Genomic DNA, 25,383 nt, shown 5'->3' on the forward strand with positions numbered 1-25,383 from the left:
CACAATATTTACTTCTTTCTTAGCATATTACTATATAAGTCTAAATGAAGCTGTGCTGCTTTAACAATTGAATACTGAGTAGAGTTCTGAATAGCACAGCGAGAATATTCTTCTATAAGCTTAGGCTGACTGATAAGACCAACTATAGCATCAGCTAAAGCCTGTGGATTTTTAGGAGGTACGATTACACCATTTTTACTATTCTCAATAACTTCAGCACATCCTCCAACATCTGTTACAATACAAGGCAATCCAGACACTGCAGCTTCAGTTAAAGCTATAGGTAACCCCTCCCAAGCTGAACTCATAAGAAATATATCAGACTCGTATAAAAATTCTGGAATATTCGTTTTAACACCAATAAAATCAACGACCTCTCCCAATGCATTATTTTTTGCAAAATCAATAAGATGAGCCTTCAAAATAGGATCACCTTCACCAGCAATTCGTACTCTAAATTTGCTTTTCAACCTTTCGTCTATTAAAGTCAAAGCTATCAGCATGTTCATATAATCTTTTTGTTCGGATATACGGCCAACCATTACAATATTAATAATGTCACTTGGTGATCTAATACGCTTATATCCAATAAATTTATCTTCTGAAACAGCATTAGTGATTGTATTAGCATTGCGGTTAGTATAGCCACTTAAAGCTTCAGCACATTTTTTAGAAATTCCAACATACTCATCTACAAGAGTATTAAAAACCATATATAAAAAACCGCCCCAACGTGGTTCCATTGAGTGATGTGTATATACGACAGGAATATTAATTAACGTAGAAAAAATGATTCCAAATGCTAAATGACAGTGATAAATATCAATTTTTTGTTTTACAACATATTCTTTTATACGAAGCATACCCAACCAAGGTTTTTTTCGGACATCATTGCCTAATATAAAAGTTTTAACACCTGCTAGTTTTAAATTATTTAAAAAAATTTCTTCATACTCTATATTTCTTCCTATATCTGAAGCTGAGCTTAAAAATACAATATGAACATTGTGTCCTTGCTTTGATAAACACTCTGCTAGATCTTTTACATAAACCTCAGCTCCTCCTGAAGCAGGGGAAGATATAAAATGCAATATATTCATATATAAATCACCAAATCCAATCAAAGTAATTAACCAAAAAATCAAAATCTAAGTTTTTAAAACATCTTACAAACTGTAGTTACTAAATAAAAAATCGTCATTAAATGAATTATTGTATAAAGTGAACCATTCTTTAAACTTAGCAATATTCTGCTCTGGCAATTTAATATTTAAATCATAAGATGCCTCTACAAAATCCTTCAATCCATCAACATCCTTTCTATTGATTACTGGAAGATTAAAATCTTTCTTTTTTTCTAAAGCACGATTATCAACCCCAATAATGATTGTTCTCACTCCTTTTTGTAAAGCTCTAATTCCTCCATGCAACCGTGTTCCAACATAGTCTATATCACCTTGAGCTAGTATATTATCATATGTACTTAAAACTGGAGGTATTAACTCAATTCGATTTTTAACATTTGAAAAAAACTGTAGTTCCTTTTCGACAATTGCTTTGAAGTAGCTCCAATCTCTTGCACCTTGAATCCAGATTAAAACCTTCTCATAACTATCCAACAATGTTTTTATACTAAAAAAATCTAAATTAAAATCTGGAGCATAGTCAGTTAATGTGTATACTACTTTTGATGCCTTATTTTGTTTATTCTCCATAATTAACTTACATTTCTCATTAGTAAGCCCCCACATTGTTAAACAAGCTGTATTAACTACATTATCAAAACCTGATTTCTCAAGCTTTTGTTTAGTATACTCATCTCTAACCGACAACATTCCATCTGAAACTAAAAGCTTTTTAAGAAGTTTTCTTGAATAAAAATCAGGATCTTTTTGATATGCCCCCCATCCAACTCCAAGCGTAATAGTTGGCTTTATAAAGCCTGCAGTAAATATATTGACAGCCCAACTAGGTCTATACCACATTTTTGAGCCCAAACAATTTGTACCACATAATAAATTATATTTTACAATTTTTTGAAGTTTCAATGCATTGTATAAATGTGCATCATGACTTGAAAAATGTATTTGCTGTCTATTATTTATTAATGCAGACATTTCTTTTAAAACAGAGTCCATAATAATATGGTCCCCCAAATTACTTGACCCTATTGCAGTGTTAAATATTCCAATGTTTTGCATAAAAATCTCTACTTCTAAAAAAATAAGTTGTAATCAGAAAAACAGAAGAGTGTATTAAAAAATATAAGGGAATTTGATAGTTATAAAAAACAACCAAAAAACCCAATAAATACACCACAAAAGTCACTAAAAGTGCAATCATATTTGCCAACAACAAATATTTAAACTTACCAATAGCTCTTATATAATAAACATTAATCTTAGATATACTTAAAAAAAATCTATATAAAGCAAAAATAAAAAATGAAATATAAAAAGAATATTTCATAAAATAAAACAAAATAAATAATATAAAGCAAATAAATAAAAGCGCATAACCTTCAAAATTAACGCTTCTATCGTAACTTCTTATCTTAAAAACATCACTACCAACAACAGCTTTAGCATATAAAGGTTGATATTTATTCTCTTGAACAACCATTACAATATTAAAAAAACCCAAGACACTAAATATAACTTTTTGTTCAACAAAAACCGCATGCTCCAAGCCATTATAAAAAACAACAAATATACCTTGTGTCGCACACCACATTAAGAAAAAAGAACCCATCGAAATAAAGCCTATTTCAAAAACTCTATTTAAAAAACTCTTATCAAGGGACACTTTAACTGCGACATTTTTTTTATAAATAAAAAATCCCAAAAGGACTAAAAAAAATGAAAGATAAAATAAAACCATCCAAAAATCAAAAAAATAAAAGCTTGAAATAAAGTATGCTAATAGAAATATAACAAACATACCGCTAGATAAGTAAAAACTATAAACATTGAAATCTTTTCTAATAAAAATTCGTCTCAAAAGCTCAATAGCACAAAACATAAAAGAAAAGTAATAAAAATATATATTTTTAATATCTAACAAATCGCTTAAAGAGAATACAATTAAGAAACCAAAAATAAGTACATAAGAAAACAATCTAAATACTTTAGAAACCAAACTATTACTATCATCATATATTGATAAAATAGGAGTTACAAAAAAAGCCGTTGTACCTGCAAGAAACAAAAGTAAAAATGATATTAAATATAAAATCTCTGCAGCTTTATCTTCAAAAAAAAACAAAGGTGCGAGTATACTCAATAATAGTGTAGCAAGAGAGTATATTGCTTGGTCAAAATACCTAAAATACTTTGAAAATATGTTTAAAATATTCATATTATCAAATTAACAAAACTTTATATACCAAGGCATAGCACTTTCAATACCTCGTGAAATCACAAATTGTGGCTCATAACCTAATAAGTTTTTAATTTTCTCAATACTTGCCTGTGAGTGTCTTACATCACCCTCACGAAACTCTCTATAAATAGGTGCTTTAGTATAGGTCACCCCATTTTCATTCAGTGCAATTTTAATCGCATTAAATAAATCATTTAATGTTGTTCTGTCACCCACTGCTACATTATAAACTTGGTTTTTCGCTTCTTCACTTTGTGTTGTAGCAGCTAAAATATTGGCCTGCACCGTGTTTTCAATAAAACAAAAATCTCGGCTGGTTTCACCATCACCATTAATAAAAACATCATCACCCACAATCATGGCTGCAGTCCATTTTGGAATCACCGCAGCATAAGCACCATTCGGGTCTTGACGTTTCCCAAACACATTAAAATAACGCAAACCAATGGCTTTAAAACCATAAGTACGTGCAAACACATCGGCATACAGTTCATTTACATATTTAGTCACCGCATAAGGCGAAAGCGGGTTACCAATATTTTCTTCGACTTTTGGTAAGGCGGGGTGATCACCATAAGTAGAACTACTGGCGGCATAAGTAAAACTAGATACTTTAGCATCACGTGCTGCCACCAACATATTTAAAAAGCCTGTAATATTGGCAGCATTTGTAGTAATTGGATCTGCAATAGAACGTGGTACAGAGCCTAAAGCCGCTTGATGCAATACATAGTCCACACCCGCACAGGCTTTTTGACAGTCTTCCAAGTTACGAATATCGCCTTCAATAAAGCTAAATTTTGCCCACTGCTCAGCTGCCACTAAGCTTTGGACTTCATCTAAATTATGCTGGTGACCTGTAGCAAAGTTATCTAACCCCACCACAGTCTGATCTAACTTTAACAAGGTTTCTAAAAGGTTAGAGCCAATAAAACCAGCCACACCTGTTACTAACCAGGTTTTAGGATTTTGTTTTAATTGCTCACATACGGTCTGATATTGGCTCATTTTTATGGTCCCTATAAATTACAGACGAAGGTCAGATTCAGATTGATCCAGTACATATTTCAGGTCATATAAAATATGTGCGGACTTGCCCAAGGCACGTAATGCTTCAGCGCCCATAGCTTTAAACTGATCATGGGCAACGGCCAGAATCACAGCATCATACTGATCCTGTTCCAGGTTTGCGACTGGAGTAATTCCGTATTCATGTTGAGCTTCGCTTGCATCTACCCATGGATCATACACATCGGCAGCAATATTGTATTCTGTCAGTTCATTGACAATATCAATAATTTTGGTATTCCGAATATCCGGGCAGTTTTCTTTAAAACTTAAGCCCAAAACCAGAACCTTGGCACCTTCGACCTGAATTTTTTTCTTAATCATGGCCTTGACCAGCTGGGTTACTACATACGCCCCCATACCATCATTTAAACGGCGACCCGCTAAAATAATTTCAGGATGATAACCAATAGACTGCGCTTTATGGGTTAAATAATATGGGTCTACACCAATACAGTGGCCACCGACCAAACCTGGGCGAAATGGCAAAAAATTCCACTTTGTGCCCGCAGCTTTCAGCACCGCTTCGGTATCAATTCCCATTTTATTAAAGATCACAGCTAGCTCATTAATGAGTGCAATGTTGACGTCACGCTGGGTATTTTCAATAACTTTTGCTGCTTCAGCGACTTTAATACTGGTTGCTTTATGGGTACCAGCTTCAATAATCAGGTTATAGACCTGATCGACAAAGTCTGCGACTTCTGGGGTAGATCCTGAGGTAATTTTTAAAATATTGGTGACACGATGCAACTTGTCCCCCGGATTAATCCGTTCTGGGCTATAGCCTGCAAAAAAATCCTGATTAAATTTCAAACCTGAAACCTTTTCTAATACCGGAATACAGTCTTCTTCAGTTGCGCCTGGGTATACAGTAGATTCATACACCACTACATCGCCTTTTTTTAACACCTGACCAATACTGGTCGAAGCCTTAATAAGCGGGGTTAAATCGGGTTGTTTATAGTCATCAATTGGTGTAGGGACTGTCACAATAAAAAAGTTGCAGCTTTTTAAATCATCTAAATTGGCTGAATAAGAAAGCTGGGTCGCCTGTTGTAACTCTTCTGGTGACACTTCTAGAGTGTGGTCTTGGCCATTTTGTAATTCTTCAATGCGTTTTTGATGAATATCAAAACCAATTACTGGAACCTTTTTTCCAAATTCCACGGCAAGTGGTAAACCAACATAGCCTAAACCAATAACGGCAATTTTCAATTCAGTGAGCTGCAGCATTTTAACGCCTTATTTATATACTATATTTATGAAGAGTAAATCTTTCGGCAGGAATGTTAGCAGAAAATCATGAATATTCTGTTATGATTTTTAGCCAAAAAATCTAAAATGCTTCCTTTTGTGTCAGTTTTTTGCAAATGATCTTTGTTTAATTTTGCGGTGTCTCACAATTTAGATACTTTTTGCTCATTTTTCTGGCTGTGCTTGCGTATACTTTCGCAATCTACTTACAATTTGTTATATACCCTTAAAATAACTTCGGTAAACTATTTTTTATTTTTTATGATTTTAGAAAAATCGAGAACGGGAATACGTGTGAGACAATTTAAATCTATAATTCTACTGTCTTTTCTGGTGACAGCAAGCGGGTGTGCGGTCACCTCCGGCTTACAGACCTATGACTTACCGGCAGAAGGTGTCTATCAAACAGACTTGGGGACTTCGGTGAATGTGGTCCGACTTACTCAAGATACTGTACTCGGTTTGCAACCGGCCGTACAAAATATTCAGCAAGATTATGCTCACCTGTTTACCAAGTCACATCGCAACTATAACCTTAGTCCAGGTGACATTCTGTCGATCTATTTATGGGCCTACCCAGAAATTACCCCACCTACCAATACTATTAGTAATGAACAGGCCATTCAGGCCAATGGCTATCAAATTGACCAAAGTGGCTATATTCAATTCCCGATTATTGGTCGCTATAAAGCTGCCGGTAAATCTTTAAGTCAGGTAAACCGTGAGCTGCGCAGTCAGTTATCGCGTTATTTAAAAACGCCTGATGTAGTAGCACGGGTTCTGTCTTATCAGGGACAACGTTACTCGGTACAGGGCAATGTAATGAAAGGCGGCCAGTTCTATTTAAGTGATCAGCCGACCAGTGTCTATACCGCTTTAGGTCTGGCGGGTGGTGTCAATGCCCAGCAAGGCAATAATGCCTCTATTACCTTGGTACGTCAGGGGCAAACCTATCATTTAAACAGTATTGAGCTGGAACAAGCCGGTTTTTCTTTACATAATCTGCTCATTCAACCCAATGACACCCTCTATGTAAACAGCCGCGAAAACCAGAAAATCTATGTCATGGGTGAGTCGGGTAAAAATCAGTCTTTACCGCTTCGAGATCAGGGCATGAGCCTGAGTGATGTCCTCGGTGAAAGTCTGGGCTTAAATCCATTGTCGGCCAGCCGTAGTAAAATTTATGTGTTACGCAGTCAGCCAAGTGGTGCGCAAACCGAAGTCTATCATCTGGACTTAACCAGCATTGCCGACTTTGGTCTGGCTAATCAGTTTAAAATGCGCAGTAATGATATTGTCTATGTCGATGCATCGGGCCTTGCGCGCTGGCAACGTGTCGTGAATCAGCTTATTCCTTTCTCTAGTGTCGTTTATCAACTAGATAATTTGGGTAAATAATGAAAATTAACAATATTCTGGTGGTCTGTATTGGCAATATTTGCCGTAGCCCGATGGCGGAATACTTTTTAAAACAGGAATTTCCGCATTTACAAATTGAATCTGCCGGTATTTCCGGGCTGGTCGGTCATGCAGCCGATGACAAAGCCAGCCTGTGCATGCAGCGTTTAGGGATTGATATGAGCCCGCATGTGGCCCGCAAGCTGAATGCCGAGCTGGTCAAGAAAGCCGACCTGATTTTAGTCATGAGTCAGAATCAGCAAAAACATGTGGAACAGACCTGGCCCTTTGCCAAAGGTAAAACCTTTAGACTCGGCCACTGGCAAAGTAAAAATGTGGCCGATCCTTACCAGCATGATCAGGCAGTATTTGATAACACCTGCCAGCTCATTCAGGCCTGCATTGCAGACTGGAAAAAATATATTTAACTTTCGAACAAAAGACTATGAGCCAAAATACCAATACAGAAGATACCATTGACCTGAAGGAATTGTTTTTCTCCTTAATTGCCCAGTGGAAACTGATTGCTCTCTGTGTCATTTTAAGTTTGGTCTGTGCCTTACTTTATTTAAGAACCACACCAGACACCTATCAGGTCGATGCACTGGTTCAGGTCGAAGAAAATAAAGGGGCATCTGCCGCCTTATTGGGCGATTTGTCCGATATGATTGAGCAGAAATCACCGGCTCAGGCCGAAATTGAGATTCTGAAATCGCGTCTGGTACTCGGTACCGTTATTGATCGCCTGAATTTAAATATTCACATTCATGGTACAGAAGACAGTTTCTGGAGCCGCTTACTGAATAAGCATGAATATGACAGTGAATATTCAGGCAAATCCGTACTGTTTAAAGACAACCAGAAAAGCTTTGATATTCGCCAGTTCGATATTCCGCGATACTTTCAAGATAAAAACTTAATCCTCAAATTTTCACAAGGCAAATACAGCCTGACGGATGAAGAAACCGAACAAGTAGTTTTTTCAGCGCCTTTAAACCAAGTCAGTCAATTACAGTCTGAATATGGCCTATGGAAAGTCGGTATTTATAGTCAGGACAGCTTTGATAGCACTTACCTGATCCAAAAGCAAAGCCTGCCTGCAGCCGTTCGTAGCTTACTCGCTGACTATTCGGTGGCCGAAAAAGGCAAAATGACCGGTGTGCTGGGCCTCAACTACCAGGGTACCGACAAGCAGCATATTACCCAGGTGCTCAATGCCATTTTAGCGGCCTATAGTCAACAGAATATTGAACGTCGCTCGGCTGAAACCGCACAAACCTTAAAATTCCTGGAAGATCAGCTGCCTGAACTAAAACAACAACTGGATGTCGCTGAACGTGAATTTAACCGTTTCCGCCAGCAGTACAATACGGTCGATGTCACCAAGGAATCAGAGCTGTATCTGACCCAAAGCGTGACCCTGGAAACCCAAAAAGCCGAGCTGGAACAGAAAGTGGCTGAAGCCTCGGCCAAATATACGGCTGAACACCCAATCATGCAGCAAATGAATGCGCAATTATCAGCAATTAATAAAAAGATTAATGAGCTAGATGGCACCTTAAGACGCTTACCAGAATTACAACGCCAGTACCTGCAACTGTTCCGCGAAGTGGAAGTGAAGCAACAGCTGTATACCGGCCTGCTTAATTCTTATCAGCAGTTGCGTATTGCCAAAGCCGGTGAAATTGGCAATGTGCGTATTGTCGATACCGCAGTAGAACCGATTGAACCAATTAAGCCAAAGAAATTACAGATCCTGATTCTGTCGATTTTCCTGGGCGGTTTCCTCGGTACACTGCTGGCCTTATTACGTAATATGCTACGTAGTGGCGTTAAGGATTCTACCCAAATTGAAAATGAACTGGACTTGCCGGTGTATGCCACTGTACCGCGTTCGCCTGTACAGGAAAGCCGGATTAAACTGCTGAAGAAGAAAAAGAATATTCCTATTCTTGCGGTTAAAAATAGTGATGATATTGCCATTGAAAGCCTACGCAGCATGCGTACTGCCATTCATTTTGCCTTAAGCAGTGCCAAGAACAATATTATTATGGTTTCTGGTCCTGCACCGGAAGTCGGTAAATCCTTTATTTCAACCAACCTGGCCACCATTCTGGCGCAAAGCCAGAAACGGGTACTGATTATTGATGGGGACTTGCGCCGCGGTTATTTGCATAAATATTTTAATCAGCAAGCTCAACCGGGTCTGGCAGACTACTTAAATGGTCAGACCGAGTTAAGCCAGGTCATTAAAACTACGGAAGTATCCGGTCTGGATGTAATTACCCGTGGCAAGAGTCCGGCCAACCCGTCTGAACTGCTCAGCACCACACAATTTAGTACCATGTTGAATCAACTGTCAGAACAGTATGATCATATTCTGATTGATACTCCACCAATTCTGGCGGTCACAGACGGGATTATTATTTCCCAGCATGCCGGGGTAAATCTGGTGATTGCACGCTATGCCAAGACACAAATGAAAGAGCTTGAATTGACCATCAACCGTTTTGAACAGGCGGGCGTGAAAGTCAATGGTATTATCCTGAATGATATTCAGCGCTCTAGTGCAGGCTATGGTTATGGCTATAACTATTCCTATGCCTATAAAGCCAATAAGGATAATGACTAATTTTGCAGTGACCGATTGCTTTAAAAATCTCGCTACGGCGGGATTTTTAATCTTCCCGGATTACAACTCTACTCAACAGTTTGCATTGAAAAAATAAACTCGTCCGCCTATGGTGTGGAGAGCAAAAAACTCCTGAGAATCAAAAATGCGTCTATCAAAAATATTGCTTGCGACCCTTGCCCTCAGCTCATCCCTGACCTTTGCCCAAGGGATTGTGCTGAATGACCAGAACCTGCGTACCGACCTGAATTGGCTGAGTCAGCAAGGGGTGATTCAGATTAGCACCTCCACCTGGCCCATGAGTGGTGATGAAATTCAGCGCGCCCTGTCTCAGGCGAAAATCAGTAATTCTGTCCAGCAAAAAGTGCTGGATGCTGTCCTCACCCATTTAAATGCCGATAATCAGCTCTTGAAAGCTGCGCTATTTGCAGAAACTGATCATAAGTATCTGCCTCAAGCCTTTGGTGATCAGGAAAAATCACAATATCAGGCTGGTCTGGAACTGAATGCTGGCGGCAGCCAATGGGATGCCCGGTTACGGGTGAATGCCGAAAAAGACCCTCAGATTGATCATGATCAGGATGTGAATGTTGAAGGCTCTTATATTGCCGGGAAACTCTGGAATCAATGGCTGATTGCCGGCCAGATTCCGACCTATTGGGGACCCGGTCATGAGGGGAGTCTGATTCGTGGCGATGCCAGCCGCCCAGTCTATGGTATTACTGCACAGCGGGCAGAACAGACTGCTTTTAGCAGTAAATGGCTGTCCTGGATTGGGCCATGGCAATATCAGGCCTTTGCCGGTCAACTGGACAATTATGATGCGGTCCCGGATGCCAAACTGATTGGCCTGCGTGTTACTGCTCAACCGCTTCCCTATCTGGAACTGGGGGCTTCACGCGCCATTCAGTGGGGGGGTGAAGGACGTCCGGAAAGCTTGAGCTCACTCTGGGATGCGTTTGTTGGCAACAAAGACAATGGTGGCACAGGTGAACCCGATCCATCGAACCAGATTGCCGGTTTTGATGCGCGTTTAAACCTACAACCTTTAGTGCAAATGCCGCTGGGTGTCTATGCCCAGTATGTCGGTGAAGATGAAGCCGGCGGCCTGCCCGCGAAAAAAATGTATCTGGCCGGGGTGGATTATTCATCCAGTTACCAGAATATGCCCTACCAGCTGTATACCGAATGGGCTGATACCCGTACCAATGGCAAGGCACAAGGGATTTCCTATAATCATAGTGTTTATACCGATGGCTTCTATCAGCATGGTTATCCATTGGCCCATGCAATGGGTGGCGATGGTCAAATGATCTCAGTAGGCGGCGATATCCGTTTTGATCCTTTAAACCGTCTGCATGGCCGGGTACTGTTTGCTAAACTGAATGGGTCGGGTCGGATCACCAACGCGGCTTTCCCTGAGCAAGATGAGCTAACAGCTTTAGATATCACCTGGACGCATTACCTACGTCCAGATATTCCACTTAAACTGAATGGCTGGCTGGGGGATTCAGACCTGCACGGTAAAGATGGTGGTGCCTCAATCGGCATTGAATTCCCACTGGAAAAAGGACTGTTTAGCTACTAAAGCAGTTAAAGGTCGTTTTAAAGACTCAGATCAGCACTATCTGAATACGCTGTCTGAGTCTGCTGATCCCTGACCTGTCTAGAACAAGACGGGTTTGTTTATCTTAAAATCGCCGGCAAGGGCCGCTCGCGCCCCGGCAAACTCAGCTCAAGTTTCATTTTTTGCAGCATCTGATAAGGCTGCTGCTGCACAAACATATTCACAAAACTGGTTGGAATCGAACCGGCCGGATCGGCATAGCCATAGGTAGAGACCTTAACCCGGTTAGCGCCCAGTTTTTGAAAGGTCCAGTCGCCTTCATAATGGGTTAAACGTACATAGCTCGGGTTTAAGGGATAACCCTGACTGACGGCTTTGTTCTGAATATGAATCACACCTTGGGCATCTTTAAACATTCTGCCTTTGACCACCAGATCGCGGTCTTTTAACGGAAAAGGAAAATCCAGCACCATATACAGCAGGAACTCGCCTTTCTGATCATCACGCGATAATACCTTAACGCTGCCCATATACGGCACCCAGCTGATGGCATGCTCGACATCCAGAATCAGGCCGGCGGCTTTTTCAATCGAGACCGGAAAAGTGGTTTCGGCCTTGTACAAAAATACCGGGTTTTGCGGATGTTGATAGGTCCAGACCTTAATATTATTTTTATGAATATTGAGTTTGGCATTCTGCAAATTCTGGGCAGGTACACTCGCCGCCATGGCGAGCGCACCGGCTAATACAATCCATTTTTTCATTCCATTGTTCATCTTATTTTAGTTTTAGTGTTGTTATAACGGATTTTACAGCGGTTTTAAACTTGAATATCGTTAAAACCCAAGACATCTTTCATGTCATATTTACGCGCATCACGACCGACCACCCAGGCAGCAGCACGCACGGCACCGGCAGCAAAGTTCATCCGGTTGGTGGCTTTGTGGGTAATTTCTACGCGCTCGCCTTCACCAATAAACATGGCGGTGTGTTCACCGACAATATCGCCGCCACGAATGGTCTGGAAACCAATGCTTTGACGCTCACGCGGACCGGTATGCCCTTCACGATGATAGACTGCATCTTTTTTCAGGTCACGGCCCAAGGTTTCTGCAATTGCTTCACCCATCATTAAAGCAGTACCAGATGGTGCATCAACTTTATGACGATGGTGCGCTTCAATCACTTCAATATCTACCGTATCGCCAAACACTTTAGACGCAAGTTCTAAAAGCTTAATTGAAACATTCACACCCACTGAATAGTTGGCCGCATACACCACCGGAGTTTGTGTTGCCGATTCATCCAGATAGGCTTTTTGTTCATCATTCATGCCGGTGGTGCCAATCACAATCGCCACGCCTGCTTCACGACAGATTTTCAGATGGTTTACAGTAGCTGCCGGTGCCGTAAAGTCGATGACCACGTCACACTGCTTCACCACCTCTTCCAGGCTGCCGACCACCTTCACACCCAGGCTGCCAATGCCCGCAAGCTCGCCTGCATCTGCACCGATTAAGCTACTTTCCGGACGTTCCACCGCAGCTGCAAGTTGATAACCGGCCTGCTCAACGGCTTGAATAAGGATGCGTCCCATACGGCCACCGGCACCTAATACACCAATGCGTGGAGTTGCTGACATAACATATTCCTGATGTTGATTCGAAATTGTCCTTACTATATCAAAACTCCCTGCCCAGACTAAGCCGGCAGTCTAAAAAAGCCGAAAAAAACTAAGATGGCTCAACCGTAACCCGCGCACCCGGTAATTTAAAAATAGAAATTGAAAAGAAAGTTCTGATTTCTCGCGTTTTTTCACAAAAGTGCAAAATTGCTGCAGCAGACTAGCCGTCACGAATGAATAGAATAGAGATTATAAGGAGATCAAGCATGCATTCGAAACAACTGGGGATGGCAGTGTGTATGGGGCTACTGATGAGCTCGGCTTGGGCAGAACCACCATTACAACCGGGTGATACCTTGGAAAGCCTGTCTCAAGTCCGCATTACCACCACTTTACAGCCAGCAGTATCGGCAGAAGAAGCAGCACAAGTGGCATTAATTGATGCAATTGAACAAGAGCAAAGCGAACAGAGCACCGAGATGGCTGTATCTCAGGACGATGCGCTGGTGGCAGAAATTGACCCGGTAGAAGAGGTTTAATTTTTTATTCGCCATAAAAAAGGGAGATGATGTTCATCTCCCTTTGTGTTTGAGCGCGCTGTTTCAACTGGCTTAGTCAAACAGGCGGTCAAAGAATGACTTTTTCTTTGGTGACGAATTGTTGTTATCGCCATCCAGCGTCGCTTGCAGTTCTTTCAGTAATTCACGCTGACGCGACGTCAGGTTCACCGGGGTTTCCACCACAATACGGCACAGCAGATCACCGACCATACTGGTACGTACCGGTTTCACGCCTTTACCGCGCAGGCGGAACAGTTTACCGGTTTGGGTACCTTCCGGAATTTTCAGGCTCACCCGGCCATCCAGGGTCGGAATTTCAATTTCTTTACCTAATGCGGCATCGGCAATCGAAACCGGCACATCCATATACAGATCGGCACCATCACGCTGGAAGATTTCATGCTCGCGCACCACCACTTCTACGTACAGGTCGCCGGCCTGGCCATCACGGATCGCTTCACCTTTACCGGTTAAACGTACCCGGTCGCCATTGTCGACACCGGCTGGAATGGTAACTTCCAGAGTTTGCTGACGGTCAGATACCCCTGAACCATGACATTTATTACATGGGTTCTTGATGATTTTGCCCTGGCCACGACAGGTGCTACAGGTCTGCTGCACCGAGAAGAAACCTTGCTGCATACGTACCTGACCGGCACCATGACAGGTTTTACAGGTTTCAACATCATTCGGATTTTGCGAGCCTTTACCATCACAGGCATCACACGGTGCAGGTGCGGTAAAGCTGATGGTTTTTTTCACCCCTTTAACCGCTTCTTCCAGGGTCAGTTCCATCACATAGCGCAGGTCCGAACCACGGCGCGCACGTTGCTGACGGCCACCGCCCCCAAAGGCACCCCCAAAAATATCGCCGAACTGGCTAAAGATATCTTCGGCACTAAAGCCACCGCCGAAGCCACCACCGCCCATGCCGCCTTCAAAGGCCTGATGGCCCATACGGTCGTACATGCTGCGTTTTTCGCTGTCCGACAGCACCTCATAAGCTTCTGAAGCTTCTTTAAATTTTTCTTCAGCTTCCGGGTTATCTGGGTTACGGTCCGGATGATATTTCATCGCCAACTTACGGTAGGCTTTTTTAATTTCATCATCACTAGCGGTTTTAGCAACACCCAAAACCTCATAATAATCACGTTTAGCCATGTCTGGCGATGCTCCTCACGGAATTTTATTTAAGACTCAACTGAGGTCTGAAATTGGGGTTTATCCCAGATTTACAAGGGCAGGCAGCGAAAAAAATTTAGGCCGCTTAAAACACCGCCTTGTTTTTCATGAATTTACTTAAGCCTTTGATCCAGGCATTGAGTAAATATAAGAAGGCAATGGCGCTAAACACCACACCGGCAATGGTGGTCGCAGTGACCCAGGTGGCATCATTCCAGGCATAGAAAAATAGCGGAATAAACCACAGGGCAGCAAATACCGCCAAAATGGAGTAGATCATGACATTGCGCATGACCCAGAGTGCCTGGGCCTGTAACCAGACTTCGGTCTGATCGACCATCACCACTTTACGGGCCAGCCAGTAGGCAAAAATAGCGCTAATTAAGGTAAACAGGGCGAAAAACATGAAGACGTAAGAAAGAGCAATCGAACGACGTAACTTGGCTAAGCTATCTTGCTGCATGTGTGCTTTAACCCCATTTACTGCATGTTTGGTTTTATAATATGCAGTAAATTTACCTATTGAAAATTGTAAAAATGAAGGTGCTACTATATTGAAATTTTCAAGCTTTCGCACCTTATATTGACATAAAATCAGGCCATATTCTGATTTTTTTTCACTTTAAACCACTGCGCATACAGGGCCGGCAAAAAGAATAAAGTGAGCAGCGTCGCAATAATCAATCCGCCCATGATGGCCACCGCCATCGGGCCAAAGAAAATACTGCGCGACAGTGGAATCATAGCCAGCACGGCGGCCAGTGCCGTCAGCACAATTGGACGGCAGCGGCGCACCGTGGCATTGATAATTGCATCCCACGGCGCTTCACCAGCCTGAATATCCTGCTCGATCTGGTCAATCAGAATCAGCGAGTTACGCATGATCATCCCCGACAGCGCAATAGTGCCGAGCATGGCCACAAAACCAAAAGGCTTATTGAACAGTAGCAGGAACAGCACCACCCCAATAATGCCAAGCGGCGCAGTTAAAAACACGATACAGGCCCGTGACATGCTTTTTAGCTGCAGCATCAACAGGGTAAACACCACCGCCAAAAACAGCGGCATACCGGCATTGACCGAGCTTTGTCCACGCGCCGATTCTTCTACCGTCCCGCCGACTTCTAACAGATAGCCATTTGGCAGCTGGCTGCGAATCTGCTGTAACGGTTCGCTTAACTCCCCTACCACCGTGGCCGGTTGTAAACCGCTGCTGATGTCAGCCCGTACGGTAATGGTCGGTAAACGGTTACGGTGCCAGATCAGGCCTTCTTCAAAACGGTATTCAATCTGGGCAATCTGGGCCAGCGGTACACTGCTGCCCTGTGCGGTTGGCACTGCCAGGCTGCTGAGCGAACCGACATCGACCCGCTCGGCTGCATCACCGCGCAGGCGGATTTCAATCAGTTCACGTTTTTCCCGGTACTGGTCAATCGCGCTGCCAAGAATGGAACTGTTGAGGAAATTAGCCAGATCAACACTGCTGATGCCCATTTGCCGCGCCCGGTCCTGATCAATCTGCAAATGAATGATCTTGCTTGGTTCACCCCAGTCCAGATGGACATTGGTGGTGTTCGGATTGTCATCGACCTGAGCTGCGACCTGCTGCGCCCATTGCCGTACCTGAGCCAGATCTTCACCGGAAACCCTGAACTGGAGTGGATAGCCAACCGGCGGACCATTTTCCAGCAGCGATACGCGGGTACGCGCCTCAGGTAATAATTTACGAATCTGCTCATCCAGCGAACGGCGAATTTCATCCCGGTCTTCTAAGGATGAGGCCAGCACCACAAACTGGGCAAAACTGGTTTGCGGTAACTGCTGATCCAGCGGTAAATAAAAACGCGGCGAGCCAGTGCCGACATAGGCCACATAGTTATCAATCCCCTCCTGCTTGGCCAGGAACTGCTCGACCTTTTGTACTGCGGCTTCGGTGGCTGTTAAAGAAGCGCCTTCTTCGAGTTTCAGATCGACCAGAATTTCGGCCCGGTTTGAAGGTGGGAAAAACTGCTGCGGCACCAGCTTGAACATCAAAATCGACAGCACAAAAATGCCTACCGTAGCGGCAATCACGGTTTTGCGATAGGTCACACAAGTATCGACCCAGCGGCGAAAGCCCTGATAAAAACGGGTCTGATACGGATCATGCTGCTCACCGACATGATGCACCACAGGCGCTGGAGCGGGCTGCTTGCGCAGGCGTGCCCAAAGGCGCTGATACCAGCTGGCCTGTTGTGGCTGCTGATTGAAATCGGGCAGCAGTTTATCACCCAGATACGGCACAAACAGCACCGCGGCAAACCAGGACACCACCAGTGCAATGGTCACCACCTGGAAGATGGAGCGGGTATATTCACCGGTACTAGACGCGGCCGTGGCAATCGGTAAAAAGCCGGCCGCGGTAATCAGGGTACCGGTCAGCATTGGAAAAGCGGTGGTTTTCCAGGTAAAACCAGCCGCCTGAAGCCGGCTATAACCCTGCTCCATTTTAATGGCCATCATCTCTACCGCAATAATGGCATCATCCACCAGCAGACCCAGTGCCAGAATCAGGGCGCCGAGGGAAATCTTGTGCAGGCCGACATCAAACAGGTTCATGCCGGCAAAGGTCATTGCCAGCACCAGTGGAATGGAAAAAGCCACCACCAGACCGGTACGAAACCCGAGCGAGAAAAAGCTGACCAGCAGCACGATAATCACCGCCTCGGCCAGTACCTTCATAAATTCATTAACACTGTGCTTGACCGCCACCGGCTGATCCGAGACTTTTTGCAGCTGCATGCCCAGTGGCAAGGTCTGTTGTAGCCGCTGGAATTCGCTGGCCAGGTTCTCCCCCAGCGCCAGAATGTCACCGCCTTTACGCATGGATACGGCAATGCCAATCCCGTTTTCGCCCATAAAGCGCATCCGTGGCTGGGCCGGATCGCTAAAACCGCGGTAAATCTCAGCAACATCACCCAGCTGAATGGTGGTGCCATTGACCAGTAGCGGCATCTGCTGCAAGGCTTCAACACTGTTCAGCTGACCGCTGACCCGGACCTGAATCCGGTCGGTTTCGGTTTCAAAAAAGCCGGCACTGGCCATGCTGTTCTGCTGCTGCAATGCCTGCTGAATGGCGGTAACCGGAATACCGAGCTGGGCCGCTTTGGTATTGGACAGTTCAATCCAGAGTTTCTGGTCTTGCAGGCCAATCAGTTCGACCTTGCTGACATCCTTGACCCGCTGCAATTGTAGCTGCAGGCGGTCGGCATATTCTTTTAAGGTGGCGTAGTCAAAATCTTCGCCGGTTAGTACATAAATATTGCCGAAGGTATCGCCAAATTCATCGTTAAAAAACGGCCCCTGCACGCCTTGGGGCAGCTCATGCCGGATATCATTGATTTTCTTGCGCACCGTATACCAGATATCCGGAATTTGCCCGGAACGCAGCGAATCTTTGGCAATAAAGGTCACCATTGATTCCCCCGGACGCGAATAAGCCAGAATCCGCTCGTACTGCCCGGTGGTCATCAGCTCTTTTTCAATCCGGTCAGTGACCTGCAAGGACACTTCCTTGGCGGTGGCGCCCGGCCAGTAGGTCTGCACCACCATCACCTTAAAGGTAAACGGCGGATCTTCACTCTGCGACAGCTTGGAATAGGAATACATGCCAATAATGCCGAGCAGCAGCATGAAATACAGAATCAGGCCCTTGTTTTTTAAGGCCCATTCCGACAGGTTAAAGTTTAGCGGTGCGCTCATGCTTAACCCCCTGCCTGAAGCTTGACGGCACGGTTTTCCCGGTCAATCGGATGAATTTTTTGCTGGTCGCGCAGCAGATGTACCCCACCCACCACCACATAGTCCGTTGGCTTTAGACCACTCAGCACCGGTACGCTGTCACGGCCATAGGCGCCCAGCTGCACATCTACTTTACGTAGCTGATGATTGGCGCCCACCACCAGGACATAAGCCTGCTGGCCATTGGCCGAGACGCTGGACAGCGGTACGGTCAGCTGCTGCTGTGCATTGCCATTTAAAAACACCCGCGCACTTTGTCCCAGCTGGATGGCCGGATTGGCAGCACGCAGCGCCACCTTGACACTAAAAGTACGTGACTGATCGGCCGCCGGTGAAATCTCCCGCACATAGGCTTCAAAGCGCTGATCCGGCTGTGACCACAAGGTGACTGTGGCCGGCTGACCGACTTTAATCTGGCTCATGGCCTGCTCCGGCACGCCAATCACCACTTCACGTTCACCGGAAATTGCCAGCTGATACGCCGCCTGACCGGCTGCCACCACCTGCCCCACTTCAATATTGCGTGCGGTAATCACCCCGTTTTTATTGGCCACCAGCCGGTTATATACGGTCTGGTTCTGCGCCACCGCATAATTGGACTGCGCCTGTTTCAGCGCCGCCACGGCAGATTTGTACTGATTGTCGATGGCATCGTATTGCGAGCGGCTAACCGCATTCATTGGCAATAGCTGCTGAAAACGTTGCAATTCATCTTGGGCAATTTTGGCGGCCGACTGGGCACTGTCGAGCTGGGCGCGCGCTGCATTCAGCTGTAACTGGGCATCTTTGACATCTAAACGTGCCAGCACCTGCCCGACCTTGACCTGATCGCCCACATCAACATAGCGCTCCACCACCTGACCGCCCACCCGAAAGGCCAACGCGGTCTGCTGACGCGCCTGCACTTCACCGGCATAGCTTTTTTGTGCCTGATGACTGGAGGTGGGCTGGGCCACCATCACATAGGGAATATTCTGTTCAGTGCTGGCGCTGTCCTTGCTGCAACCGACCAGGGTGCTACACACTAGGATCAGGCTGAGAACTACCGTGTTAATCGTGCTCATGCGGTTGACTCTTATTTGTCAGATGTTTTTCAGGCAAAATAGCAATATATTAAAAATGATCAATTTTTAATTAATATACCGATGAGTACATTAATTGCAAGAAACAGCAAAACACAATGACTGTTTTTATTTTATTTAGGATATTTTCAGCAAATGAACGTCGGACGTCCCAAAGATCTCGAAAAACGCCAGCGCATTCTGGAATCGGCTAAATCCTTGTTTTTAAAGCAGGGCTATCATGGTTCGAGCATGAATGAAATTGCCCGCGATGCCGGCGTGACCAAACTGACGGTCTATAATCATTTTCAGGACAAGGCCACCTTGTTTACCTGTGCCATTGAAGATACCTGTGAAGCCCTGATTATGGCGCGTCCGCCGCAGCTCAGTGCCGACAGCAATTTCCAGCAGGCGCTGGCGCAGCTGTGTGCGCTGTCCCTGGAAATTGTCTATTTACCCGAAGCCATCAAGCTGGAATATCTGCTGCTCGATTTGGCCTCACAGCAAAGTCCGCTGTTACAGCAGTTTTATCAGGCTTCGCATCAGAAGCTGAACCAAGTCTGGCAGCACTTTTTCCAGCAGACCATTGATTTAGGTTTTATCCAGCAGATGCCGCTAGAACAGTTAATCCAGTTGATGTTGTCGTTGTTACTCGGTCAGCGCCATCATGAAATTTTGCTCGGCATCCGTCCGATTCCGGCCGCCGATGAACAGCAGCAGCTGATCCAGTCCAGTATCCAGCTGTTCCTGCAAGCCATCTCCGAGTGACTGGCTGCCTAAGCCTTGAACAAAACCGGCTTTTTTGCAGCGCTTCCGGATAAAAATTATCCGACTTTCGCCTTATCTTGGCTTGGATTGTCACGAATTCCGGGTATAGTCAAAACAGGAACTCTGGAGAGGGAAAAAAATGATTCAACAAATTGCTGCTCCATTACGCGAAGATGTGCGTCTGCTGGGAAATTTACTGGGCGATACCCTGAAACAGCACGCCGGACAAGATTTGTTTAATCAGGTCGAACAGATTCGTGCGCTGGCCAAAGGCGCCCGTGATGGCCAGATTGAAGCAGAAAAACAACTCGAACAACTGCTGTCCAGTCTGGAAGATGAAGAAATTCTGCCGCTGACCCGTGCCTTTACCCACTTTTTAAATTTTGCCAATATTGCCGAGCAGTATCATGTGGTGCGTAGCCGCCGCCAGAGCGAATTTGATGATAGCGCGCCCTCCCCGAATCCACTCGATCATCTGTTTCAGAAATTCCAGCAGCACGATATTTCTGCCGAGACCTTGTTCCAGCAGATCTGCGAGCTGAATATTGAACTGGTCTTAACCGCACATCCGACCGAAGTTAGCCGCCGCACCCTCATTCAGAAATATGATGGCATCAATGCCTGCCTGTCGGCTTTTGACCAGCAGAAACTGACACCGCGTGAACGTCAGGCGGTACTGGAAGAGCTGAAACAGCTGATCAGCTCGGCCTGGCAGACTGATGAAATTCGTCAGCATCGCCCGACCCCGATTGATGAAGCCAAATGGGGCTTTACCACCATTGAACAGACACTGTGGAATGCAGTGCCTAAATTTATCCGGGAACTGGACAGCATGGTGCAGGCCCAGTGTGGCCAGCAGCTGCCGCTGGAAATTGCACCGCTGCGCTTTGCCTCCTGGATGGGCGGTGACCGCGATGGCAACCCGAATGTGACCCATCAGGTGACTCAGGAAGTGCTGTGGCTCTCGCGCTGGAAAGCTGCCGATTTGTACCTGCGCGATATTGAAGATTTGCGCTGGGAACTGTCGATCCAGCAATGCAGTCCGGAGCTGCTGGCTGCCATTGGTACGCCGCATCCTGAACCATATCGTGAATATTTACGCGAAACCCGCCAGCGTTTAACGGCCACCCGTGACTGGCTGGCGCAAAAGCTGCAAGGCCTGGACGCCGATGACAGCCAGGTGATTAAAAGCAAACAGGAACTGCTGACCCCGTTATTGCTGTGTCACCGCTCATTAATGGCCTGCAACATGCCGGAAATTGCCAATGGCAAGCTGCTGGATTTCATTCGCCGGGTCAACTGTTTCGGGATTGAACTGCTCAAGCTGGATATCCGTCAGGAATCTGGTCGCCATCGTCAGGCCATTTCGGCAATTACCGAGTATCTTGGGCTGGGCAATTTTGAAACCTGGACCGAACAGGCGCGGCAGAATTTCCTGCTACAGGAACTGCAAAGCAAACGTCCGCTGTTGCCTAAATACCTGCAGGAACCGAAACAGAGCCTGATTGAACATCCGGATGTGCAGGAAGTGTTTGCCACCATGCGGACTCTGGCCGAACAGCCATCAGAATCGCTGGGTGCCTATATTATTTCCATGGCCGAATATCCAAGTGATGTGCTGGCGGTGTTATTGCTGCAAAAAGAAGCCGGTATTCAAACGCCGCTACGCGTGGTGCCGCTGTTTGAAACCCTGAAAGATCTGGACGGCGCAGCCAATACCATGCACACCCTGTTTGGCATGCACTGGTACAAGCAGCATATTCAGGGCAAACATGAGGTGATGATTGGCTACTCCGACTCGGCCAAAGATGCCGGCTTTATGTCGGCCAACTGGGCCCAGTATCGTGCCCAGGAAGAACTGACCGCTGTGGCACAGCAGCACGGGGTTCAGCTGACTCTGTTCCACGGCCGTGGCGGTTCTATCAGCCGTGGCGGGGCACCGACCCAGCAGGCCCTGTTCTCGCAACCACCAGGTTCCATTTCCGGCGCGATTCGCGTTACCGAACAGGGCGAAATGATCCGCTTCAAGTTTGGTCTGGAAGAAATTGCCTTACAGAATCTGGAAATCTATACCGCTGCGACACTGGAGGCGACCTTGCTGCCACCGCCGGTTCCTAAACAGGAATGGCGCCAGTTAATGCACAGCATGACTGACCTGTCGGTGCAGGTCTATCGCCAGACCGTGCGGGAAAATCCGCATTTTGTGAAATACCTGCGTACCGTGACCCCGGAACTGGAGCTGCAAATGCTGCCGCTTGGTTCACGTCCGGCCAAGCGTAAAGTCAGCGGCGGCATTGAATCGCTACGCGCCATTCCCTGGGTATTTGCCTGGACCCAGATTCGCCTGATGCTACCAGCCTGGCTGGGCACCGGTGCGGCCATTAACCAGGTGATTGCCCAGGACCAGCAGGCACTGCTGGAAGAAATGCTGCGCGAATGGCCCTATTTCCAGACCCTGGTGGATATGCTGGAGATGGTTCTGTCCAAGGCCGATGGGCATATTGCGCTCTACTATGAAGCGCATCTGACTGAAGATGAAGAACTGAAAGCCTTGGGCGCCGAGCTGCGTCAACGCCTGAAAGATGCGGTCCAGACCTTGCTGGCGCTAAAAGGTGAGTCACAGCTACTCAGCAGCAATGATGTGCTGGATCAGTCGATGAAAGTGCGTAAACCATATTTGCTGCCGCTACATCTGCTGCAGGCCGAACTGATGAAACGCCGCCGCCAGTATCTCAACAGCCAGCAGGCCGAACATAGTCCGGTAGATCATGCCTTAATGGTCACCATTGCCGGTATTGCTGCCGGATTACGCAACACCGGCTAAGTCAAATTGGCAAAAACATACAGCACATGTTCTGCATGTGCTGTATTTTTAAGCAGTCATAAAGCTGTCATTTCTTTTTTTATGAATAAAATAATTATTATTTATACATTCCCTCCAGCCAAAGTCGATGAATTAATCTACTGATTTCATACTGTTTTTATATTGAAAAATTTTTACCCTGCGGTAAAAAATAAAGCAAAGTCATAGAATTAATTTGAACAAAAATTTTGTATCTCCGATTAAATCTTTTAAAAAACAGGAGTATGATTGGCACAATTTGTCTTTAGAGTGCTCAAAATATGTCCAATTGGTTTCCCAAATGGCGCCCGTATCAAGGCAGTATCGATGCACGTCCTGTAGGTACCAATGAGTATCTTCCACCTGCGCAAACTGTGGTTCTGGGGGTTCAGCACGCGTTTGCCATGTTTGGTGCGACGGTACTTGCGCCTTTCCTGATGGGCTTTGACCCGAACCTGGCCATTCTGATGTCCGGGATCTGTACCATCCTGTTCTTTATTATGACCGGTGGTCGTGTTCCAAGTTATTTAGGTTCCAGCTTTGCCTTTATTGGGGTGGTAATTGCTGCGACCGGTTATGCAGCATCCGGCACGGGCGGACCCAACCCGAATATTGCGGTGGCAGCCGGCGGGATTATTGCCTGCGGTATTTTATATGCCCTGCTCGGCTTTCTGGTCATGGCCACCGGTACCCGCTGGATTGAAAAATTAATGCCGCCTGTGGTCACTGGTGCAGTGGTGATGATCATTGGTCTGAACCTGGCGCCGGTCACCGTCAAAGGCGTGGCTGGTAATCCATTTAATATGTGGATGGCGCTGGTGACTGTCCTGTGTATGGGTTCGATTGCGGTATTTACCAAAGGACTGTTACAGCGCCTGTTGCTCCTGGTGGGTCTGCTGCTGGCCTATCTGGTTTACTTTATTGTCAGTAATGTCATGGGTTATGGCACCCCGATTAACTTTGCCCCAATCCAGCAGGCGGCATGGTTTGGCCTGCCAACCTTCCATGGTCCGGAATTTGAAGTCAATGCCATGCTGATCATTGCCCCGGTGGCGCTAATTCTGGTGGCAGAAAACCTGGGCCATATTAAAGCCGTGAGTGCCATGACCGGTGAAAACCTTGACCCGCACATTGGTAAAGCCTTTGTTGCCGATGGTGTAGCCACCACTTTAGCCGGTGGTGTCGGTGCGCCAGGCATGACCACCTATGGTGAAAATATTGGCGTGATGGCAGTGACGCGTGTCTACTCGACCATTATTTTTGCAGTTGCCGGTGTATTTGCCATTTTCCTTGGTTTATCGCCTAAGTTTGGTGCCATTATTCATACCATTCCAAGCGCGATTTTAACCGGTGCCTCAATTGTGGTGTTTGGTCTGATTACCATTGCTGGAGCGAAAATCTGGATTGAAAACAAAGTCGACTTCTCGAAAAACAAAAACCTGATGGTGGCGGCAGTGACCATTATTTTAGGTACCGGTGACTTTGCCCTGCAATTTGGCAGCTTTAACCTGGGTGGTATTGGGACGGCGACCTTTGCCGCACTGTTACTGAACCTGTTCTTTAGCCTGGGCGAAAAATCAGAAAAAGTATAACTGCCCTGACTAATATACAAAAAAACCGAAGCCGGTATGATCAGTACCGGCTTCGGTTTTTTTATCTGAAACCTAAACGCTAGCAGTCAGGTTTCAAGGCAAAATTAAATTATTTTTGCTTTTTCAGGGCTTTTTGCAGCTGTTTCAATTTGCCCTGATGTTTTGAAATCTTTTTCAAACGTGCTTTGATTTTTTGCTTTAACGATTTAACTTGCTTCGCCATGGTATTACTCCCTAGTAAGGCTATTCGCGCTTGTGCTGTTTCACAAAGCTACGAATAAATTTTCTTAATTCACGAGCAGCACTAGTATCCAGTTCTTCACACAAATGAATAAATTCATCGCGTTCAGCACTATTAATACGAATTAAAAGTTGTCCATCTTTTTTGCCTGTCTTTATTTTTTTGATTTGCTCGCTCATTGCTTCACTCCAAAATAAAGACGCTTTAACAAAAAGATGTATATACAATATATATACATTTTCAATTAAGTCAAATCTATCGTGTTAAAATATGTAATAAAATCAATAGATTTAGTTTACCAAAAAACTATAGACGCGCGCAAAGCCTGCCGGGCTCTAGCTTTACGCAAAATACCGCCATCGGTTTATTTTTAAACTAAAGCTAGATGATTCGTTTGTTTTTCAACCAATCTCAATCTTGAAGCGAAACA

The 25,383-nt window shown here is 45.3% G+C and carries 20 protein-coding genes; 8 read left to right on the forward strand and 12 right to left on the reverse strand.

Annotated features, from left to right (window positions below; all coding sequences use genetic code 11):
- Nucleotides 1-8 precede the first annotated feature (8 nt).
- The 5 genes from FTU50_RS05950 to tviB form a co-directional block, all read right to left on the reverse strand.
- Nucleotides 9-1,100, reverse strand: a complete 1,092-nt coding sequence (locus tag FTU50_RS05950) for a glycosyltransferase family 4 protein (RefSeq protein ID WP_180069629.1) — start codon at nucleotides 1,098-1,100, stop codon at nucleotides 9-11.
- Nucleotides 1,101-1,166: 66 nt separating this feature from the next.
- Complete coding sequence (locus FTU50_RS05955) at nucleotides 1,167-2,201, reverse strand: polysaccharide pyruvyl transferase family protein (protein WP_180069632.1); 1,035 nt, start codon at nucleotides 2,199-2,201, stop codon at nucleotides 1,167-1,169.
- Entirely contained in the window at nucleotides 2,179-3,357 is a 1,179-nt protein-coding gene (locus FTU50_RS05960) for a hypothetical protein (RefSeq protein ID WP_180069635.1), read from the reverse strand. The genes FTU50_RS05955 and FTU50_RS05960 overlap by 23 nt, the downstream gene beginning before the upstream one ends.
- Nucleotides 3,358-3,366: 9 nt before the next feature.
- The gene (locus FTU50_RS05965) at nucleotides 3,367-4,389 is read right to left on the reverse strand and encodes an NAD-dependent epimerase/dehydratase family protein (protein ID WP_180069639.1); all 1,023 of its coding nucleotides are present in this window, start codon (nucleotides 4,387-4,389) and stop codon (nucleotides 3,367-3,369) included.
- An 18-nt stretch (nucleotides 4,390-4,407) separates the two neighbouring features.
- On the reverse strand, nucleotides 4,408-5,685 hold the full coding sequence (gene tviB, locus FTU50_RS05970; RefSeq protein WP_180069642.1) for a Vi polysaccharide biosynthesis UDP-N-acetylglucosamine C-6 dehydrogenase TviB: 1,278 nt from the start codon (nucleotides 5,683-5,685) through the stop codon (nucleotides 4,408-4,410).
- Nucleotides 5,686-6,000: 315 nt separating this feature from the next.
- Between tviB and FTU50_RS05975 the strand changes: the two genes are divergently transcribed.
- From FTU50_RS05975 to FTU50_RS05990, 4 genes are all read left to right on the forward strand, one after another.
- Nucleotides 6,001-7,104, forward strand: coding sequence for a polysaccharide biosynthesis/export family protein (locus FTU50_RS05975; RefSeq protein WP_180069645.1), 1,104 nt, complete (start codon nucleotides 6,001-6,003; stop codon nucleotides 7,102-7,104).
- Entirely contained in the window at nucleotides 7,104-7,532 is a 429-nt protein-coding gene (locus tag FTU50_RS05980; protein WP_180046465.1) for a low molecular weight protein-tyrosine-phosphatase, read from the forward strand. Before FTU50_RS05975 ends, FTU50_RS05980 begins: the two co-directional genes overlap by 1 nt.
- A gap of 17 nt (nucleotides 7,533-7,549) precedes the next feature.
- Nucleotides 7,550-9,736 carry a polysaccharide biosynthesis tyrosine autokinase gene (locus tag FTU50_RS05985; protein WP_180069647.1) on the forward strand — a complete coding sequence of 729 codons (2,187 nt, stop codon included), beginning with the start codon at nucleotides 7,550-7,552 and terminating at the stop codon, nucleotides 9,734-9,736.
- A gap of 145 nt (nucleotides 9,737-9,881) precedes the next feature.
- Entirely contained in the window at nucleotides 9,882-11,324 is a 1,443-nt protein-coding gene (locus FTU50_RS05990) for a capsule assembly Wzi family protein (protein WP_180062677.1), read from the forward strand.
- A 98-nt stretch (nucleotides 11,325-11,422) separates the two neighbouring features.
- Here FTU50_RS05990 and FTU50_RS05995 read toward each other — a convergent pair whose 3' ends face one another.
- Both FTU50_RS05995 and dapB read right to left on the reverse strand, forming a co-directional pair.
- Nucleotides 11,423-12,067, reverse strand: a complete 645-nt coding sequence (locus FTU50_RS05995; protein WP_016658891.1) for an START domain-containing protein — start codon at nucleotides 12,065-12,067, stop codon at nucleotides 11,423-11,425.
- A gap of 56 nt (nucleotides 12,068-12,123) precedes the next feature.
- Entirely contained in the window at nucleotides 12,124-12,945 is an 822-nt protein-coding gene (gene dapB / locus FTU50_RS06000) for a 4-hydroxy-tetrahydrodipicolinate reductase (protein WP_016658892.1), read from the reverse strand.
- Nucleotides 12,946-13,193: 248 nt separating this feature from the next.
- Between dapB and FTU50_RS06005 the strand changes: the two genes are divergently transcribed.
- On the forward strand, nucleotides 13,194-13,466 hold the full coding sequence (locus FTU50_RS06005) for a hypothetical protein (protein ID WP_180062678.1): 273 nt from the start codon (nucleotides 13,194-13,196) through the stop codon (nucleotides 13,464-13,466).
- Nucleotides 13,467-13,538: 72 nt separating this feature from the next.
- Here the strand turns inward: FTU50_RS06005 and dnaJ are convergent, their stop codons facing one another.
- From dnaJ to FTU50_RS06025, 4 genes are all read right to left on the reverse strand, one after another.
- A complete protein-coding gene (dnaJ, locus tag FTU50_RS06010) occupies nucleotides 13,539-14,648 on the reverse strand; it encodes a molecular chaperone DnaJ (protein ID WP_104472330.1) in 1,110 nt (369 codons plus the stop codon).
- A 106-nt stretch (nucleotides 14,649-14,754) separates the two neighbouring features.
- The gene (locus tag FTU50_RS06015; protein WP_005181203.1) at nucleotides 14,755-15,132 is read right to left on the reverse strand and encodes a hypothetical protein; all 378 of its coding nucleotides are present in this window, start codon (nucleotides 15,130-15,132) and stop codon (nucleotides 14,755-14,757) included.
- A gap of 131 nt (nucleotides 15,133-15,263) precedes the next feature.
- A complete protein-coding gene (locus tag FTU50_RS06020; RefSeq protein ID WP_180062679.1) occupies nucleotides 15,264-18,410 on the reverse strand; it encodes an efflux RND transporter permease subunit in 3,147 nt (1,048 codons plus the stop codon).
- A 2-nt stretch (nucleotides 18,411-18,412) separates the two neighbouring features.
- Entirely contained in the window at nucleotides 18,413-19,513 is a 1,101-nt protein-coding gene (locus tag FTU50_RS06025) for an efflux RND transporter periplasmic adaptor subunit (protein WP_075167670.1), read from the reverse strand.
- A 153-nt stretch (nucleotides 19,514-19,666) separates the two neighbouring features.
- Between FTU50_RS06025 and FTU50_RS06030 the strand changes: the two genes are divergently transcribed.
- The 3 genes from FTU50_RS06030 to FTU50_RS06040 all read left to right on the forward strand — a co-directional run bounded on the left by FTU50_RS06030 (nucleotide 19,667) and on the right by FTU50_RS06040 (nucleotide 24,712).
- Complete coding sequence (locus FTU50_RS06030; protein ID WP_180062680.1) at nucleotides 19,667-20,278, forward strand: TetR/AcrR family transcriptional regulator; 612 nt, start codon at nucleotides 19,667-19,669, stop codon at nucleotides 20,276-20,278.
- A 139-nt stretch (nucleotides 20,279-20,417) separates the two neighbouring features.
- Nucleotides 20,418-23,102, forward strand: coding sequence for a phosphoenolpyruvate carboxylase (ppc, locus tag FTU50_RS06035; protein ID WP_104472326.1), 2,685 nt, complete (start codon nucleotides 20,418-20,420; stop codon nucleotides 23,100-23,102).
- Between the two features lie 299 nt (nucleotides 23,103-23,401).
- Entirely contained in the window at nucleotides 23,402-24,712 is a 1,311-nt protein-coding gene (locus tag FTU50_RS06040; protein WP_005181189.1) for a solute carrier family 23 protein, read from the forward strand.
- Nucleotides 24,713-24,955: 243 nt separating this feature from the next.
- Here the strand turns inward: FTU50_RS06040 and FTU50_RS06045 are convergent, their stop codons facing one another.
- Nucleotides 24,956-25,132 (reverse strand): hypothetical protein, encoded by a 177-nt coding sequence (locus FTU50_RS06045; RefSeq protein ID WP_005181183.1) that lies wholly within the window; start codon nucleotides 25,130-25,132, stop codon nucleotides 24,956-24,958.
- Between the last annotated feature and the right edge of the window lie 251 nt (nucleotides 25,133-25,383).

Source organism: Acinetobacter sp. YH12112 (assembly GCF_013418945.1).
In the GTDB taxonomy this organism is placed as follows: Bacteria; Pseudomonadota; Gammaproteobacteria; order Pseudomonadales; family Moraxellaceae; genus Acinetobacter; species Acinetobacter indicus.

What these genes read in the sequence shown, in the direction of transcription:
- FTU50_RS06015 (WP_005181203.1), bottom strand. Translation starts at nt 15,132, where the DNA reads ATGCAGCAAGATAGCTTAGCCAAGTTACGTCGTTCGATTGCTCTTTCT.
- FTU50_RS06025 (WP_075167670.1), bottom strand. Translation starts at nt 19,513, where the DNA reads ATGAGCACGATTAACACGGTAGTTCTCAGCCTGATCCTAGTGTGTAGC.
- FTU50_RS06030 (WP_180062680.1), top strand. Translation starts at nt 19,667, where the DNA reads ATGAACGTCGGACGTCCCAAAGATCTCGAAAAACGCCAGCGCATTCTG.
- FTU50_RS05980 (WP_180046465.1), top strand. Translation starts at nt 7,104, where the DNA reads ATGAAAATTAACAATATTCTGGTGGTCTGTATTGGCAATATTTGCCGT.
- FTU50_RS05990 (WP_180062677.1), top strand. Translation starts at nt 9,882, where the DNA reads ATGCGTCTATCAAAAATATTGCTTGCGACCCTTGCCCTCAGCTCATCC.
- tviB (WP_180069642.1), bottom strand. Translation starts at nt 5,685, where the DNA reads ATGCTGCAGCTCACTGAATTGAAAATTGCCGTTATTGGTTTAGGCTAT.
- FTU50_RS06040 (WP_005181189.1), top strand. Translation starts at nt 23,402, where the DNA reads ATGTCCAATTGGTTTCCCAAATGGCGCCCGTATCAAGGCAGTATCGAT.
- FTU50_RS06005 (WP_180062678.1), top strand. Translation starts at nt 13,194, where the DNA reads ATGCATTCGAAACAACTGGGGATGGCAGTGTGTATGGGGCTACTGATG.
- FTU50_RS05995 (WP_016658891.1), bottom strand. Translation starts at nt 12,067, where the DNA reads ATGAAAAAATGGATTGTATTAGCCGGTGCGCTCGCCATGGCGGCGAGT.
- FTU50_RS06045 (WP_005181183.1), bottom strand. Translation starts at nt 25,132, where the DNA reads ATGAGCGAGCAAATCAAAAAAATAAAGACAGGCAAAAAAGATGGACAA.
- dapB (WP_016658892.1), bottom strand. Translation starts at nt 12,945, where the DNA reads ATGTCAGCAACTCCACGCATTGGTGTATTAGGTGCCGGTGGCCGTATG.
- FTU50_RS05985 (WP_180069647.1), top strand. Translation starts at nt 7,550, where the DNA reads ATGAGCCAAAATACCAATACAGAAGATACCATTGACCTGAAGGAATTG.
- FTU50_RS05965 (WP_180069639.1), bottom strand. Translation starts at nt 4,389, where the DNA reads ATGAGCCAATATCAGACCGTATGTGAGCAATTAAAACAAAATCCTAAA.
- FTU50_RS05960 (WP_180069635.1), bottom strand. Translation starts at nt 3,357, where the DNA reads ATGAATATTTTAAACATATTTTCAAAGTATTTTAGGTATTTTGACCAA.
- FTU50_RS05950 (WP_180069629.1), bottom strand. Translation starts at nt 1,100, where the DNA reads ATGAATATATTGCATTTTATATCTTCCCCTGCTTCAGGAGGAGCTGAG.
- ppc (WP_104472326.1), top strand. Translation starts at nt 20,418, where the DNA reads ATGATTCAACAAATTGCTGCTCCATTACGCGAAGATGTGCGTCTGCTG.
- dnaJ (WP_104472330.1), bottom strand. Translation starts at nt 14,648, where the DNA reads ATGGCTAAACGTGATTATTATGAGGTTTTGGGTGTTGCTAAAACCGCT.
- FTU50_RS05955 (WP_180069632.1), bottom strand. Translation starts at nt 2,201, where the DNA reads ATGCAAAACATTGGAATATTTAACACTGCAATAGGGTCAAGTAATTTG.
- FTU50_RS06020 (WP_180062679.1), bottom strand. Translation starts at nt 18,410, where the DNA reads ATGAGCGCACCGCTAAACTTTAACCTGTCGGAATGGGCCTTAAAAAAC.